The following is a 14,856-nucleotide window of genomic DNA, read 5'->3' as shown; positions in this document are numbered from 1 at the left end:
GTGGAGGTAACTTTGAGAAGGTGTCCTTTTTAACAATTGATTGCGAAAGGCGCTATCACCAAACCGACATTAACGTGCGCACGCGCCAATTTTGTGAGTTTTTTTGTGATGCGTTGCAGTACCCTTAGCCGAAGCCGCCCCGTTAGAGGACGGTATTTTCTGCCACGCGTGTAAACCATCTTTCCAGTCCCTGTGGGACTTTTCAGTGAGGTTTACCATGCGCATCACTTCCGAGCTTATCTGCCAGGCCGCCGACCAACTCCACGGTTTTGTTGGCCTGAACCGCAAGACGGGCCAGTACATCGTGCGTTTCAGCGAAGATGCCTTCGGCATGGACGTGGCCGATGACGGCATCATTCCCACCGCTGAATTCGTCTGGGTACCGGCTGCCGACCACACCATGATCCTGTCGCGTGCGCGCATTCAATTGCTGCTGGACCAGAATATTGATGAGCGCATCAACATCAGCGAACCGCTGCGGGTGTACATGCGTCGGGTCGAAATCCCACAGATCAGTGCGTTGCGCAGTCTGGTCAGTTAAGCGCGCAGGTTTGCTGGCAATGGCCATCATCCCGCGTGGAAGGCATAGGCCCGCTCCACCTTGCACACGCGGGTATGAAACGCCGAGTACCAGAGGGCGCGCCCTTTCTCGCGCACCTGGCGATGCTCGGCCTGTTGTTTCCAGGCGAGGATCGCCGCTTCGCTGCTCCAGTAGGACACGGTGATCCCCAGGCCATCTTCCCGCGCTGACTCCACGCCGAGAAACCCCGGCTGTTCACGCGCCAGTTCCAGCATGCGCGTGGCGGCCGGGCCATAGCCTGGGTCGCCATCGGTGCGCAGTGAGCTGAAGATCACCGCGTAATAGGGCGCAGCCGGAGTCTGGGCGATCATGCCGAGGCCTCCTGACACGCCTTGAGCAGGGCAAGGGCCAGCGGTGGCGTGGTGCCTTTGAGGGCAGCGCGCTCGGGTTGGAACAGGGTGGCGACGAAAAACGGGTGGTTCAGCAGCTCCATCGCGCGAAGGTCGCCCGCAGCATCATGGCCGCTGGCGATCAGTTCTCCTTCGAGCAGGGCGTGAGCGAACCCGGGGTTCATGCCGTAGCGGCAATGATAGCCTTCGTGGATAGCCAGGCTGCCATAGGCGTCAGCGATACGGGTGTAAGGCGCCAGGCGTATGGCGTCGCTTGCTTCTACCAACGCACAACTCAAGGGGGTGATGACGGCGCGCCGAGCACCCGGTGCCAACTCGCCGTGTTCGGCATCTGCCCAGCCGAGCACGTTGCGGGCATATTCCAGCACCGCGTGTTGAAAACCACCGCAGGTGCCGAGGAAAGGCCGCCGCTGTTCGCGGGCAAACCGAATGGCCCGCAGTGCGCCGTCGATGTCGCGGTAAGGGCTGGCGGGCACGCACCAGAAACCGTCGAACCCGTGCAGCGAGGCCGTTGAGGTGATGGTGTCGGTGTCCAGCCACTGCGCGTTGACGCTCACGTTCAGGACTCGGGCCGCTTGTTGCAGCGCCACGGGGATGGCCTGGTGCGCAATCACGTCAGGGTTGTAATCGCCGATCAGAGCGAGGTGCAGCGGGGCGTTATTCATCGTGTGCATCCCATGGCTTGTGGTGTCCTGATGGGCACTATAGATTGGCGCCTACGCAATCAATATTGGCGTTTTCCCACATGTTCAATGCAGCCGCGCACTATCAAGTCGACTACCCCGACCTGTCCCTGATCCTCGCCCTGGTTCGCGGCGGCACCCTGGCGCGGGCGGCGGGGCTGCTGCGGGTGGATGTGTCCACGGTATTCCGGGCAGTGCGGCGCTTAGAAGCGGCCCTTGGTCAAACGCTGTTTGAAAAAAGCCGCGCCGGCTATCTGCCCACTGGTTTGGCCAACCACTTGGCCCAGCAGGCCGAGCGTGCCGAACAGGCCCTGGAGGCTGCGCGCATCGGTGTGGAGCAGGGCGGTGAAGTGATCAGCGGCACGGTGCGCCTGACCTGTACCGACTCGGTGCTGCAAGGTCTGCTGCTGCCGGCCCTGGCCAGGTTCATGGCGGCGTATCCGGCGTTGATCCTGGAACTGAGTACCTCCAACGATTTCGCCAATCTCAGCCGTCGCGATGCGGACATCGCCCTGCGCCTGACCCGCAAGCCGCCGGAGCATCTTGTCGGGCGTTGCCTGGGGACGGTGACGTATCAGGTCTGCGCCAGTGCCGACTATGCCCGCGAGCATGCAGGCCGTGAGCTGGGCGACCTGGCCTGGATCGCACCAGACGATTTTTTGCCCGATCACCCCACAGTGGCCTGGCGCCGTGAGCATCTGCCGGGCGTACGGCCCAGTTATCGCTGCAACAGCATGCAGTCGGTGACCGAACTGGTACGCGCCGGGCTGGGGGTGGCGGCGTTGCCGGACTTTCTGATCGGGGATGGCCTGCAACCGCTGGGCCCTGCATTGGCAGGGCACGACACGGCGCTGTGGCTGTTGACGCGCCCGGACTGTCGTGGCGTTGCGTTCGGTGGTGACGCTGTTTGATGAGCTGGGGCGACATGTGCGCTGGCTGCGCAGTTAGGTTTTGCGCACAAAGTGCTCATGCATTTCACAGGTCAGGGTTTCGATACGTTCGGTCAACTGTTTGGTCATTTCCGTCAGCCGCGTGTTTTGCTCCAGCAGCTCCAACAGCTGTTTGGTGGTCTGTGCGGCCTGGGCCTGGCGGGCGGTGTTGGCGGTGGCCAGGGCTTCGCGGTGCTGCGCGTCGGCGTCGGACTGGGCTTTGTCGCGCGCGGCCTGGCGCGTCTGGGCCAGCAGGATCAGCGGCGCGGCGTAAGCGGACTGCAGGCTGAAGGCCAGGTTGAGCAGGATGAACGGGTAAACGTCGAAGTGGGTGATGCCGGTGATATTCAATACCACCCACAGCACCACAATGGCAGTTTGCGCACCTAGGAAGGCTGGCGTGCCAAAGAAGCGCGCAAAGGCTTCGGCCTTGAGGGCAAAGGTATCGTTGCCAAAGGTCGGCGCCAGGTGAGCGTGGCTTCGGTGAAAGCGCAGGTGGTCGACCGGGGTTGGGTCAGGTTTTTCTGAGGTCATGGCAGGCTCGAGTCGGTGGCGTGGGGCACATCACGCACTATAGACCGAGCCCTCTGAGAGGCACATGAAGAAGCGGTCAGCGGTTGCCCCGCTCATTGGCGAACGCGCTCACGGCCTGCACCGCCTCGCTGGTGCCTTCACGAATCTGCAGAATCACAGTACCGGCCTGGTTGGCCAGCTCCACGCCCTGAGCTGCGCGGTCGCGGGTGGCGTCCATGCTGTCGATGGCCTGGCGGGTTTCGTCCTGGATCATGGCGATCATGCCGGAAATTTCGGCAGTGGAGCCGCTGGTACGCGCCGCCAATTGGCGTACCTCATCGGCGACCACGGCAAACCCACGGCCCTGTTCGCCCGCGCGGGCCGCTTCGATGGCGGCGTTGAGGGCCAGCAGGTTGGTCTGGTCGGCGATGCCGCGAATGGTGTTGACGATGGTGGTGATCTGTTGCGAGCGCTCGCCCAATTTAGCGATCAGTTGCGAAGAAGCGTCAATGTCGACGGCAATGTCGCGCATGCCGGTGGCCGTTTTCTGAATCACTTCGGCGCCTTTTTCGGCCATGTCCTGGGTGTTCAGCGACAGGTGGTACGCCTGCGCAGCGCTGTGCGCGTCGGCCGCATGCTGTTGCACACGGGCCGTGACGTCCGAGGCGAACTTCACCACTTTGCACAGGCGCCCGCTGGCGTCGTACACCGGGTTGTAGTTGGCCTCGAGCCACAGTGTGTTGCCGTGCTTATCCACCCGTTCGAACTGGCCACTGAACAGTTCGCCCTGGTTCAGGCGTTTCCAGAATTCGCTGTAGGCTGCGCTGTTGGCCAGTTCAGGCGTGCAGAACAGCCGGTGATGCTTGCCCTGGATCTGCGCCAGGCTGTAGCCCATGCGCTGCAGGAAGTTGGCGTTGGCGGTGATGATGGTGCCATCCAGATTGAATTCGATCATCGCCATGGCGCGGTCGATGGCTTGCAGCTTGGCGTTGGCTTCGCTTTCGGCTTGCAGGCGCGGCGTCACGTCCATGGCGTACTTCACCACTTTGATTACGCGGCCGGCTTCATCGCGTACCGGGTTGTAACTGGCTTCCAGCCACACCGACTGACCGGTGCTGCTCACCCGTTCAAACGTGCCGGACTGGAATTGGCCGTTGCGCAAGTGCGTCCACAACTGGTTGTAGTCGGCGCTGCGAGCGAACGCCGGGGTGCAGAACATCCGGTGGGACTGGCCCAGGACCTGTTCGGCGCGGTAGCCCATGGTCTTGAAGAAGTTGTCATTGGCGCGCAGCACAGTGCCTTGCGGGTCGAATTCGATAACCGCCATCGATCGCTCGATCGCCTCCAGCAGGCTGGCCTGTTGCGCATTCGCGTGTTGTAGAGCGGTGATGGTTTTTTTGTGGCCGTTGAATAGCATGGTCGTGAGCTCGAGCAGGCATGCGTATGAGGGATCCATGTAAATGCGCCTGACCCCGTAGGGCACCTGGGCCTCACGGTTGACTTGCTCATTGTCAGCTTCCTTGTGCTGACAGAGGGTGGAACAACGGCTTCAGAGTGATTGGGTCACCAAGAAGTTCGCCTCTGGGGAGGTTGATTTTGGTGGAGGCGACCAATGGCGGCATTATGCTATCGCGGCAGGCTGACAGCAGAAGATTCAGACGGGAAGTTGTAGGACGACTCGGGTCGAATGCGTGAGGGTGTCTTCGCTGGTGACCACCTGGTTGCGGCCGTTGCGTTTGGCCACATACAGCGCGCGATCCGCGGCATTGAGCCAGGTCGCGGCATCGCTGAAGGCAGGTTTGAAACCTGCCAGGCCTATGCTCAGGCTTATGCGTAATTCGGGAATCTGCGGATGGCGGTAGTTACCGAGCGTTTCGCGCAGGCGCTCCATGATTTTCGCCGCCTTTTCCGATTGCATTTGCGCAAGGATCACGCAGAACTCATCGCCACCGTAGCGTCCGACCAGGTCGCTTTCCCGCAGATGCCGGCGCAGTTCCAGGCTTAGCTGGCGCAGCACCGTATCCCCGACAATGTGCCCGTGTGTGTCGTTGATGCGCTTGAAGTGATCGATATCGATCAGGGCGATGGTGGCGACGCCTTGTTGTTGCTGACGCTGATGAAACTCAAGGCTCAGCAGGTCTTTCCACGAGCCATGGTTGAGCAGCCCTGTCAGGCTGTCGATGCGACTCAGGGCGCTGAGGGCGCGCTTATGTTCCGACAGTTTGATCGCCAGTTCATAACAGGCCATGCCGATCACCATCGGGTAGAGCATCAACATTGGCAGGCAGGTGTAGACCTCAAGCAGGTCCACGTCTGGGTTGAACCGAATGCCGAACAGCGTCCAAGCCACCCCCACACCGACCGCCTGAGCCAGCAGCCCGCGCAGGAACAAGCGCCGGCCGCCGGCCGCGACGTTGTTCATCGCGATCATCGACAGAATGGTCACCGCTGTCAGGGGGGTGAATTGAGTGGCTGCGGCCCAGAAACCGCCGAACAACGAGTCATACAGAAAATTGCGTTGTTCGGCCTGATAAGGAAAGGAAGAACGCGTTGACAGCAGGTAGGCCACATGCGCCCAGGCATAGCCATTGAATAACAGCAACGCCCATACCCAACCGGGCAATGACAAGGGGTACATCGCGCCCATCAGGCTGATGCAGCCGACACCCAGTCCGATAATCCTTGGCTTGTAGATACGCTTGGCAAATGAAAGTCCCTTGCCTCGTCTGTTTTCCATAGTGTCCTGGGGCAGCTCTTTTTTTGCAGATACACCAGCGTGCGTCAGCGAGTTAACCGTTGATCGGATAAGGCGAATCAATATTGTCGATTATTCCCACCGCAATAATCACTGTCCTTCCAAGCCATTTGTGCAGAAAAGCCGGCGAGTAAGCGTAAAACGACTTGGAATGTCGTTTATTCAACAAACGTTTACTGGGGGAGGCGGGGACCGACCTCATAGCCCGCGAGGAACAGGTCGATCGCCGATTCGATCACGTGGGCCTGGGACGTTGCATCGAGGGTGGGTTGGCCAAGGGTAATCTGCGGCCAGAACGCGAACGCCTTGAGCATACTCTGGATCTGGTGAGCGGCGAACGCGGGGTCGCCGCAGCGCAGACGGCCGTCTTCCTGGGCTGCGCGAACCCACAGGGTAAAGCCTTCTTCGCGCTCGCTCAGGCGGTTGACCATGTCTTGGGCGCGTTCCGGGGAATGAATGGTAGCGGCAATGGCCACGCGCGCCAGGTCGAGAAAATTGGCGTCCGACATCATCTTCATTTTCGCTTCCAGCAACCGGCGCAGTTGATCGCGCAGTGGCTGCTCGCTGCTGTACGCCACATCCAGTTGCGCGACGCTGCTGGCCCACAACTGGTGCAGGATTTCGGCGAACAGCTCTTCTTTACTGGGAAAGTGGTTATAGACCGTGCGCTTGGAAACGCCGGCCGTGGCGGCGATCTTGTCCATGCTGGTGACCTCAAAGCCATTCTCCCGAAATTCGGCGATGGCCGCCGCCACGATGGCGTCGCGTTTACGGTCGGTGAGGCGTGGGGAGGCATTCATGGAGGGCGGTCGGCTCGAAAATGAAATTACACTCGGTAGTTTACTTGGTAAGGGTTTTGTTGCAATGTAGAAACTACACTGTGCAGTGTAATTTTTGAGCGGACGTAGGAGTCACTCTGTAATGGCCACGATTTCAACCCCTGTTGACCCGACACCCACTGCGCTCAAGCCGGTCGAGCGTGATCAGGGGCATTTCAATAACGACGCGCCGGTGCCCCACGGCGGCTTTGGCAAGACCCTGCGCATCTTCTGGAACATGGCGTTCAACAAGCCGCGCACCACGAGGCCTGTGGGCAACATTCCGGTACAACCCCTGACCCGCGAGCAGTTGCTGGCAGCCCCTGACCACAGTGTGTTCCGTCTGGGCCATTCAACGGTGCTGTTGAAAATGCGCGGTAAATTCTGGATCACCGACCCGGTGTTCGCCGAGCGCGCCTCGCCTTTCAGTTGGGCTGGCCCCAAGCGTTTCCACCAACCCCCGATCAGCCTTGAAGAGTTGCCGCCGTTGGAAGCGGTGATCCTTTCCCACAATCACTACGACCACCTTGACCGAAAGGCTGTCACCCAATTGGCCGACAAGACGCGGTACTTTCTGACGCCTTTAGGGGTGGGAGACACGCTGGTCAGATGGGGCGTAGACGCCGACAAGGTGCGGCAACTGGATTGGTGGCAGGGCACTGAAGTCGATGGCATTCGTTTTGTCGCCACGCCGGCGCAGCATTTTTCCGGGCGTGGCCTGTTTGACAGCAACCAGACCCTCTGGTGTTCCTGGGTAATGATCGATGACGCGCGGCGGATTTTTTTCAGCGGCGACACGGGGTATTTCGACGGTTTCAAGCGGATCGGCGAGCAATACGGGCCGTTTGACCTGACCCTGATGGAAACCGGGGCCTACAACGTGGACTGGCCTCACGTCCATATGCAGCCGGAGCAGACATTGCAGGCGCATATCGACCTCAAGGGCCGCTGGCTGCTGCCGATTCACAACGGCACGTTCGACTTGGCGTTCCACGCCTGGCACGAGCCGTTCGACCGCATCATGGCGCTGGCCTGGGAGCGCAATGTGTCGATTACCACACCGGCGATGGGGCAGGCGTTCAGGCTCAACCAGCCCGAACGAGGGCGTGCGTGGTGGCTGGAAGTAGAGGCTCATGAGGTGAGAGAACAGGCAGCAGGCTAAGTAAATTGCCTGTGGGAAAAGGTGTTTTCAGCGTGTTTCAGCTCTGCGACAAACGTCAGGCGGGAGTGCGATGATCCCTCGGAAAGTTAATTCCGGGGGATAGGGTGTAATGAGCGACGACTGCAAGAAACTATGGCGATCGGGAATTCCCTGCCTCTCGGCGCCGCTGCCCACCTCGCCAGCGGATTACCTCGAACCTGCCTCTTCAACCCAAGGGCGAACCGATAGCGCAAGCCCCAGTGCTATCGTCTTTGGTGCCGGACGCGTTGAGGGGACGGTGCTCATCCCTGGCTACAATGCCCTGGCACCGATGATCAGGCCCACGCGAGACCCCGCTTTATCACTGATCGCCGTCAGCGGTGTCGACCCCACTGAGCCGTTGATGGTCGAGGTGCCTCTGGTGCAGAACAATAGCGCTTTGAGTACCGCAGCGGTGCTGGCTGGGTGGCGCATCGGCTACGCCAGCCGCTATGTAGGCGGTGGTCATATCGAACTCACGGACCAAAGCGAAAACCTGCACCGAGCTTTCATCATTCTGCGCGACGCGGGGGTGCAATGGGTGGCAGTGGACGCGCAGCGCACGGACGACCCTCTCGAATCCGGCACTCTTATCGATGAACTCGTGGCCGGCCATCGCTTGGATGCCTTGGTGTCAGGCGATCCGAGTGCGGCGTTTCATGCCGCCTGCAGAAGTGGATACCCCAGCGCCTGCCAGGTACTGGACGACGGCACCAGGCTCTGGTTCTACGGCGCCCGCTGGGCGGCTGATCGCGTGAAGGTTCTGCTGCGAACTTATCGTCAGTTGGTGTCCCCTGGCGCGCCTACAACGAGTACGGAATGATCATGCCCGATAGCCGGATTAGCCTGCATAGAGCCGGCAGAACGACCTCCTAGACTGGTGTCGGGCTATCGGCCGATAGTGCTCATTAAGTCAGTGACGGGGGAATTTTATGATCGGACCATTTTCGGCAGGTGGGTGGGCGACAGGCTTGTTCCAAGCGCTTTCAAATCCGCCGCAGGGTTTCAAGGGTGCGTGTCAAATGGCAGGAGAGATGGCCAGTGGCGACGGGGTCACGTCAGAAGGGCTGGTGAAGGATGTCTTCAGACAAATAGCCAATATCGATCGTGGGCTGCAGGGCGGCAACGCGTTCATAGAGACCAATCCAGATGCGCTTGGAGAAGCCAGGGCGCGAGATGTGGAACGTAAGGAAGGCGATGGTGTGCGCGGGTATCTGCACGGCGTCCCGATCGCGCTCAAGGATGTGTTTGAGACCAAGGACCGTATGCAGACAAGTGCGGGTTCCAGGGCGATGGTGGGCAAGTCCGCGACTAAAAATGCCAAGGTCGTCGAAAACCTGCTGAAGGCAGGGGTGGTGGTGGTCGGTAAAACCAACATGAGCGAATTGTCCAACTTTCGCTCTGCATCACCGGTGGATGGCTGGAGCTCCCGAGGGGGCCAGACCCTGAATCCGCATCGCCTGGGAGGCGTGGTCGCAGGATCCAGTTCGGGTTCCGCCGTGGCAGTTGCCCAAGGGCATGTGCCGCTGGCGTTAGGCGTGGAAACCAGCGGATCGGTCATCGCCCCAGCCGGCTTCAACGGTGTTTTTGGCTTGAAAACCTCCCTAGGCCTGCTAAGTACCGAGGGGGTCATGACCAGTTCACGCATGGATACCATTGGCACGTTCACGCGCAATGTCTGCGATGCGGCAGAAGCGCTCAATGCCATGTCGCAGACCAGGCTTTACACCGTGGGCCTGCGGGCCGATGCCTTGAAGGGCAAGCGAATTGGCTATACGCCTGTGCCTGAATTGTCCGTGCAGGAAGCCAGAGACCCGGCGAAACGGGCAGACAGCAAGCATTACGCGGACGCGCTTGAGGTATTGAAGTCTCAAGGTGCGATCCTGGTGCCTTTGGGTACGCTCGAACAGGGCGTCCCTGAGCAAACCTACTCCGACTACAACGAGGCGTTGTTTTCAGACGTCAAGCACCGGCTGGAAGAGTATCTTGCCGGTCGCGAAGGTTTGCCGGTCAACTCGCTTTTGGAGCTGATTGATTTCAATAAGCGCCACCAGAAGCCCGGTGAGCCTGACCAGAACATGCTGGAACTTATCAGCGGCCTGGAGACGACTCAGGACCAGCGCGATAAGCTCTGGGAGGCCATCATCCCGGTGTTCCAGAAAACCATCGATGACCCGATGGAAGAACACAATCTCGACGCCATGGTGTCGAACTTCCGATCAAACAACTATTACTTCAGCGCTGCGGCAGGTTACCCAGGCATGTCCATTCCCTCTGGCATGGATGATGAGGGAATGCCAACGGCGCTTTACCTTTACGGGGCGGCTAACAGCGAGGCCACGTTGTTGTCGGCTGCCTATGTTTATGAGCAAGCGACAAAAGCGATTAAAGAGCCTGCATTCCTGTCTGGAACCCCCTTTACACCCGCGCCTGTGCTACCGCCTGATGCCGATGGGGTTTCGGCAGGCAGCGCCTGAATATAATCGAACCTCTGTTCAAGGGCGTGCAGCAGAGCTTGCTTCTGTACGCCCATCCCCAGAGAGGGTGCCTGGATCGCCCGGCCAACAGGCTGGACACTACGCACCATTGGGTTGAGGGGCTGATGAATCAACCGATGCAGCGGGCGAGCCGAGCAACCGAGCAATAATGCCGGGCGCCGCTGGTTCAACCGATGCGGTGTCGGAGGCGGCGTTTGCTCATCCCCCATCCCGGCGCAAACCCGGGGAAAAACACCAACCCCTGCGCTTCCAGGCAAAACGCCAAGGCCAATCGCGTTTCATCACTCACCTCGCCGTGGCTCTCCAACTGCTGGATGGCTTGCACCGGAACGCCAGCCTGGCGGGACAGTTCTTCGCGGCTCCAGCCCAGCATGACGCGGGCCTGGGCGCAGTGTTTGGCGGTGAATTGATGAAGGACGATCTGCTGTTCTACGAAAGAGCTCATTGCCAGGGAGGACATGGGATTTCTCCAGGTTCGACAGGGGAGCAACAACTATACTGTGTTTTTATACAGCTGTTTGTACCGCTCATCAATTCATGGCAGTGGGTGGTGTTTTTTAAGCTTGCGCTTACTCCATGCCTGGCGCCTCGCGAATGATCAGATGGTCCAGGTTTTCAATATTCGCGCTGAATACCCCGAACGTCTGCTCGGGGTTCTTCTTGCTTGGTACTTGCGTGAGCTGCGGCGTCACCCCATAGAAAAAGCAGTATAACGGCCGTTCGCTACCTGCCGCGGCCTTGATCTGCTCCAGAAAAGTCGTGCGCTTTCGGTAGTTCTCGAGCAGTTTTTTGCTCAGGTAGACGTTGACGGAGTAGGGCTTTTTATCGAGCCATACCTTCTTTTCGAAGTCGATGCGAAAGCTGTTGGTGTAGTCCTTGATGGCTTTGATCCTGCCCCAGTAGATCAGGCCCTTGTTGTCCTGCAGGTATTCGATTTTCTTGAAGAACGTCCAGTACGTCGCGGTGTGCTCGCCGATTTTCAACGGCATTGATTTGAGCTTGTCCTTGTCGTCGATATTCGACACGTAACATTCCACCGGGTGGGCGAATACGCTGGTTTTGTCCGGGGTGGTTTCAACGTTGCTTCGGGTGGAGGAGGCGCGATTGGCAGGGGCTTTGGTTGGTTCTGGCACGGCCACGTTCGCGGTGCCTGCCAGGGGGGGCTTGCGCTCGTATTGACGCCGTGTGAGTACAAATTCCGACGGGAAATTTTCCTCGCGTTCGTCATCACTTTCGCCGGTCGTGCCCTTGTGCGTGCTGGCGTAGCGGCAACCAACGATATGCTGGGTGCTGGTCTTGTTCTTGAAATGCGGCGTGCGCTGGTAGTTGACGTTTTTCGCGTTGAACGTGCTCAGCGTATTGTCCGAATCGAACGCTGCACGGCACGCATCGTTGGGGCACAGAAAACGCTCCTTGTCGGAGTCGAAGTCGTCGGTTTCGTCGAAATTCAGGTCTCGTACGTCATAGATTGACAGCTTGTCATCGAGACTCAGGCTGTAGGCCGTATCGAATTTCATGGGGCTCGGGTCCGTGAGAGGTTTGGCTATTAATAGCGAGAACCTGCGCAAATATCAGCAAGAACTTGCAACCCGTCGTCCACTCAGGAAACACAGGGTTCCTCCGGCTGCGGTCAACCCCGCCAGCACGTAGAACATGCTGGACGGCGCGGCATTGATCAGCAAGTAACCGCAGATCACCGGGCTCATCGCCCCGCCGAATGCCGCCAGGTTCTGCGCGCCGTAGTAACTGCCGCGTAATGCATCGGGGGCGATGGTGTCGATAAACAGGAACTCGGCAGGGTAGATGATCATCTCGCCCAAGGTGAACACGAACATCGCCAAGCACCAGGTGACCAGGCTGCCGGCCAGGCTGAAGCCAATCAAACCGCAGATGAACAACAAGGTGCCCAGCACGATCCAGTAGCGCAGTTGCTCACGCTTGAGAAAACGGCCGATCTGGTACTGCATTAAAATCACCGTGGTGGCGTTGCAGGCCAGCACCGCAGACAGAATCTTCAAGGCCTCGGCGGGTTTGTAGGCCACCAGCAAAAACTGCGACAGATACAGGGTGTAGCGCCCGTGGACAATGGTGCTCAACAAGCTGCCGCTGGTGAACAGGATCAGCGTGCGGTCGCTGCGCAAGGTCTGCAGGGTGCTGAAAAAGCTCTGGGGTTTATGACGGGCGTCCTGTGCGGTCGGCGCAATGCCGACCATCAGGAACAGGCTGCCAAAGGCAATGGCGCTGGCGATCAGGAACGGTGCCCAGGGCAACTGGCCGGCGATCACCACGCCAAGCATGGGGCCAGTGGCGTAGCCGACGTTGGTCAGGGTGTAGCGCAGGGAAAACACTTTGGCACGTTCGCCCACCGGCAGGTTTTCGCTGATGATCGCCTTGGAGCCGATCAGGAACAGCGCCGATGCGGCTTCGGTAATCACCAGGGTCAGCGTGGTGAGGTAGAGGTTGCTGGCAAACGTCAGTAACAGAAAACCAATGGAGCTGGAGAGCATGGCCAGTATCAGCAGCTTGCGCTTTTCCAGGCGGTCGATGATGTAGCCGCCATACAAGCCGAGCAATGTAGCGATAAACACCGCAACGCCCATCAGCAGGCCTATGTCCTGTTGGTTCAGACCCAGGCGAGTGCTCAGCCAAAGCGCCAGCAGCGGGCTGGTCATGGACCGGCTGACCACGATGGTCACCGAGCAGATCAACAGGCGGCGAATTACCAGGGAGTAGGTGGCCACGGGCGGAAAGCGTCCTTGTTATTTATCCAGGATCCTGCAGATCACCTGTGAACACGGATCCCCATGTGAACACAGATCCAATGTGGGAGGGGGCTGGCCCTCGATCAGGGCGTATCAGCCAATGCATGTGTACCTGACACACCGCAATCGGGAGCAAGCCCCCTCCCACATTTTCAGGTTGTGTTCACTGGCCGGCATTGATGGAGATTTTTTCCACTGCACCTTGCTCCAGGTCCCACTTCTTCAGAATCTTGCCGTAGGTCCCATCATCGATCATGCCCTGCAACGCCTCACTGATCGCAGTAACCAACTCGGTATTGCTTTTCTCGATCCCCAACCCCGTGAACTGCTTGGAAATCGCCAGGCCCACCGGCTTGTATTTGCCTTTATCCAGCGACATCAAATAGGGAATCGTCTCACTGCCCTGCATCGCCGCATCGAGACGGTTCTGCTGCAACTGCGCCCGCGCATCGGCCGAACCTTCGGTACCGATCACTACGATCGCAGGCTTACCGGCTGCTTCGCAGTTTTCCTTGCTCCAGGCGGCAATTTCCGACGGCCAGGTGGTGCGGCGGCTGGTACCGACCTTTTTACCGCACAAGTCGGCCAACTCCTTGATCTCTTCGCGCTTGGCCAAGGTGTAGAGCTGCGGGCCGCTGGTGAAGTAGTCGATAAAGGTCACCGACTTCTGGCGCTCGGCGGTATCGGTCATGCCCGACAACACGATGTCCACGCGCTTGGTGGTCAAGCCGCTGAGCATTTGCTCGAAGCCGGTTTCCTGCCACTTGATTTTCACCCCCAGGCGTTCGGCCAAGGCGTTGCCCAAGTCGAAGTCAAAGCCGGTGAGCGTGTTGGTGGCCGGGTCCTTGAAGTCCATCGGTGGGTAGTTCGGCACGATAGCCGCGCTGATTTCACCCTTGTTCTTGATCGCCGCCGGCAATGCCGCGAATACACACGAGGAGGCCATCAGGCCCGCGAGCAAGGTTGGGATAAACAGGTTTTTCATGGGGGCGTTCTCGTTAGTTTTTTAGTTAAGTGCGAACGGCAGAAATGAAGCTTTGGGTACGCGGGTTTTGTGGGCTTATTAGAATTTCTTCCGGGCTGCCGGCTTCCACAATCTGGCCGGCATCCATAAACACCATGCGGTTGGACACTTCGCGAGCGAAGCCCAATTCATGGGTGACCACGATCATGGTCATGCCGGTGGTGGCCAAATCGCGCATCACCGACAGCACTTCTCCTACCAGCTCCGGGTCGAGGGCTGACGTGGGTTCGTCGAACAACATCAGCTTGGGGCGCATCGCCAGCGCACGGGCGATCGCCACGCGCTGCTGTTGCCCGCCGGACAATTCCACCGGGTAGGCATTGCGCTTGTCCGCCAAACCCACGCGGGCCAGCAGTTCCACTGCGTCTTCGATGGCCTCCTTGGGCGAGCGCTTGAGCACCTGGCACGGGCCTTCGATGATGTTCTGCAACACGGTCATGTGCGGGAACAAATTGAAGCGCTGAAACACCATGCCGGTGGCCAGGCGCTGACGGGCAATCTGCGCTTCATTCATCTCGTGCAGCTTGTTGCCGACCACGCGGTAACCCACCAGTTCGCCGTCGACCCACAGGCCACCCTTGTCGATTTTTTCCAGCTGGTTGACGCAGCGCAGCAGGGTGCTTTTACCCGAGCCGGACGGCCCGATGATGCACATCACCTCGCCTTGCTCGACCTCGATATTGATGTCACGTAGCGCGTGATACTGGTCGTAATACTTGTTCAGGTTGACGGCCTTGACGATGCTTCTCATGGGGCAAATCTCC

General features: G+C 59.4%; 14 protein-coding genes and 2 pseudogenes. 5 read left to right on the top strand and 11 right to left on the bottom strand.

The window, feature by feature from the left end; genetic code table 11:
• The first annotated feature begins 217 nt into the window (after positions 1 to 217).
• On the top strand, positions 218 to 541 hold the full coding sequence (locus QF045_RS23985) for a DUF2025 family protein (RefSeq protein ID WP_306494321.1): 324 nt from the start codon (positions 218 to 220) through the stop codon (positions 539 to 541).
• Between the two features lie 26 nt (positions 542 to 567).
• On the opposite strand, the gene QF045_RS23980 is transcribed toward QF045_RS23985, so the two are convergent.
• Positions 568 to 891, bottom strand: a complete 324-nt coding sequence (locus QF045_RS23980; RefSeq protein ID WP_306494320.1) for an antibiotic biosynthesis monooxygenase — start codon at positions 889 to 891, stop codon at positions 568 to 570.
• On the bottom strand, positions 888 to 1,595 hold the full coding sequence (locus QF045_RS23975; protein ID WP_306494319.1) for a CTP synthase: 708 nt from the start codon (positions 1,593 to 1,595) through the stop codon (positions 888 to 890). Before QF045_RS23975 ends, QF045_RS23980 begins: the two co-directional genes overlap by 4 nt.
• A gap of 80 nt (positions 1,596 to 1,675) precedes the next feature.
• Between QF045_RS23975 and QF045_RS23970 the strand changes: the two are divergent.
• Positions 1,676 to 2,561, top strand: a pseudogene (locus tag QF045_RS23970) (LysR family transcriptional regulator).
• On the opposite strand, the gene QF045_RS23965 reads toward QF045_RS23970, so the two are convergent.
• The 4 genes from QF045_RS23965 to QF045_RS23950 all read right to left on the bottom strand — a co-directional run bounded on the left by QF045_RS23965 (position 2,558) and on the right by QF045_RS23950 (position 6,610).
• A complete protein-coding gene (locus QF045_RS23965) occupies positions 2,558 to 3,076 on the bottom strand; it encodes a DUF1003 domain-containing protein (protein ID WP_124387866.1) in 519 nt (172 codons plus the stop codon). The pseudogene QF045_RS23970 and the gene QF045_RS23965 overlap by 4 nt on opposite strands.
• Before the next feature lie 76 nt (positions 3,077 to 3,152).
• Positions 3,153 to 4,472 carry a PAS domain-containing methyl-accepting chemotaxis protein gene (locus tag QF045_RS23960; protein ID WP_306494954.1) on the bottom strand — a complete coding sequence of 440 codons (1,320 nt, stop codon included), beginning with the start codon at positions 4,470 to 4,472 and terminating at the stop codon, positions 3,153 to 3,155.
• Between the two features lie 237 nt (positions 4,473 to 4,709).
• Entirely contained in the window at positions 4,710 to 5,792 is a 1,083-nt protein-coding gene (locus QF045_RS23955) for a diguanylate cyclase (protein ID WP_306494318.1), read from the bottom strand.
• Positions 5,793 to 5,983: 191 nt separating this feature from the next.
• A complete protein-coding gene (locus tag QF045_RS23950; protein WP_306494317.1) occupies positions 5,984 to 6,610 on the bottom strand; it encodes a TetR/AcrR family transcriptional regulator in 627 nt (208 codons plus the stop codon).
• A gap of 121 nt (positions 6,611 to 6,731) precedes the next feature.
• On the opposite strand from QF045_RS23950, the gene QF045_RS23945 reads away from it, so the two are divergent.
• The 3 genes from QF045_RS23945 (at position 6,732) to QF045_RS23935 (ending at position 10,285) form a co-directional block, all read left to right on the top strand.
• Complete coding sequence (locus QF045_RS23945; RefSeq protein ID WP_306494316.1) at positions 6,732 to 7,790, top strand: MBL fold metallo-hydrolase; 1,059 nt, start codon at positions 6,732 to 6,734, stop codon at positions 7,788 to 7,790.
• Positions 7,791 to 8,067: 277 nt separating this feature from the next.
• Positions 8,068 to 8,631 carry a hypothetical protein gene (locus tag QF045_RS23940; RefSeq protein WP_306494315.1) on the top strand — a complete coding sequence of 188 codons (564 nt, stop codon included), beginning with the start codon at positions 8,068 to 8,070 and terminating at the stop codon, positions 8,629 to 8,631.
• A 109-nt stretch (positions 8,632 to 8,740) separates the two neighbouring features.
• Positions 8,741 to 10,285 (top strand): amidase family protein, encoded by a 1,545-nt coding sequence (locus QF045_RS23935; RefSeq protein WP_306494314.1) that lies wholly within the window; start codon positions 8,741 to 8,743, stop codon positions 10,283 to 10,285.
• A 99-nt stretch (positions 10,286 to 10,384) separates the two neighbouring features.
• On the opposite strand, the pseudogene QF045_RS23930 reads toward QF045_RS23935, so the two are convergent.
• The 5 genes and pseudogenes from QF045_RS23930 to QF045_RS23910 form a co-directional block, all read right to left on the bottom strand.
• Positions 10,385 to 10,766: pseudogene (locus tag QF045_RS23930) on the bottom strand (helix-turn-helix domain-containing protein).
• A gap of 109 nt (positions 10,767 to 10,875) precedes the next feature.
• Positions 10,876 to 11,823, bottom strand: coding sequence for a hypothetical protein (locus QF045_RS23925; RefSeq protein WP_306494313.1), 948 nt, complete (start codon positions 11,821 to 11,823; stop codon positions 10,876 to 10,878).
• Between the two features lie 54 nt (positions 11,824 to 11,877).
• Positions 11,878 to 13,047 carry an MFS transporter gene (locus tag QF045_RS23920; protein WP_306494312.1) on the bottom strand — a complete coding sequence of 390 codons (1,170 nt, stop codon included), beginning with the start codon at positions 13,045 to 13,047 and terminating at the stop codon, positions 11,878 to 11,880.
• 184 nt (positions 13,048 to 13,231) lie between these two features.
• Positions 13,232 to 14,053 (bottom strand): ABC transporter substrate-binding protein, encoded by an 822-nt coding sequence (locus QF045_RS23915; RefSeq protein WP_306494311.1) that lies wholly within the window; start codon positions 14,051 to 14,053, stop codon positions 13,232 to 13,234.
• A gap of 25 nt (positions 14,054 to 14,078) precedes the next feature.
• The gene (locus QF045_RS23910) at positions 14,079 to 14,843 is read right to left on the bottom strand and encodes an amino acid ABC transporter ATP-binding protein (protein WP_124387857.1); all 765 of its coding nucleotides are present in this window, start codon (positions 14,841 to 14,843) and stop codon (positions 14,079 to 14,081) included.
• Positions 14,844 to 14,856: the final 13 nt, after the last annotated feature.

The sequence above is a fragment of the Pseudomonas sp. W4I3 genome, from assembly GCF_030816195.1.
GTDB lineage: Bacteria > Pseudomonadota > Gammaproteobacteria > Pseudomonadales > Pseudomonadaceae > Aquipseudomonas.
This window is presented reverse-complemented; position numbering and strand designations above follow the sequence as displayed.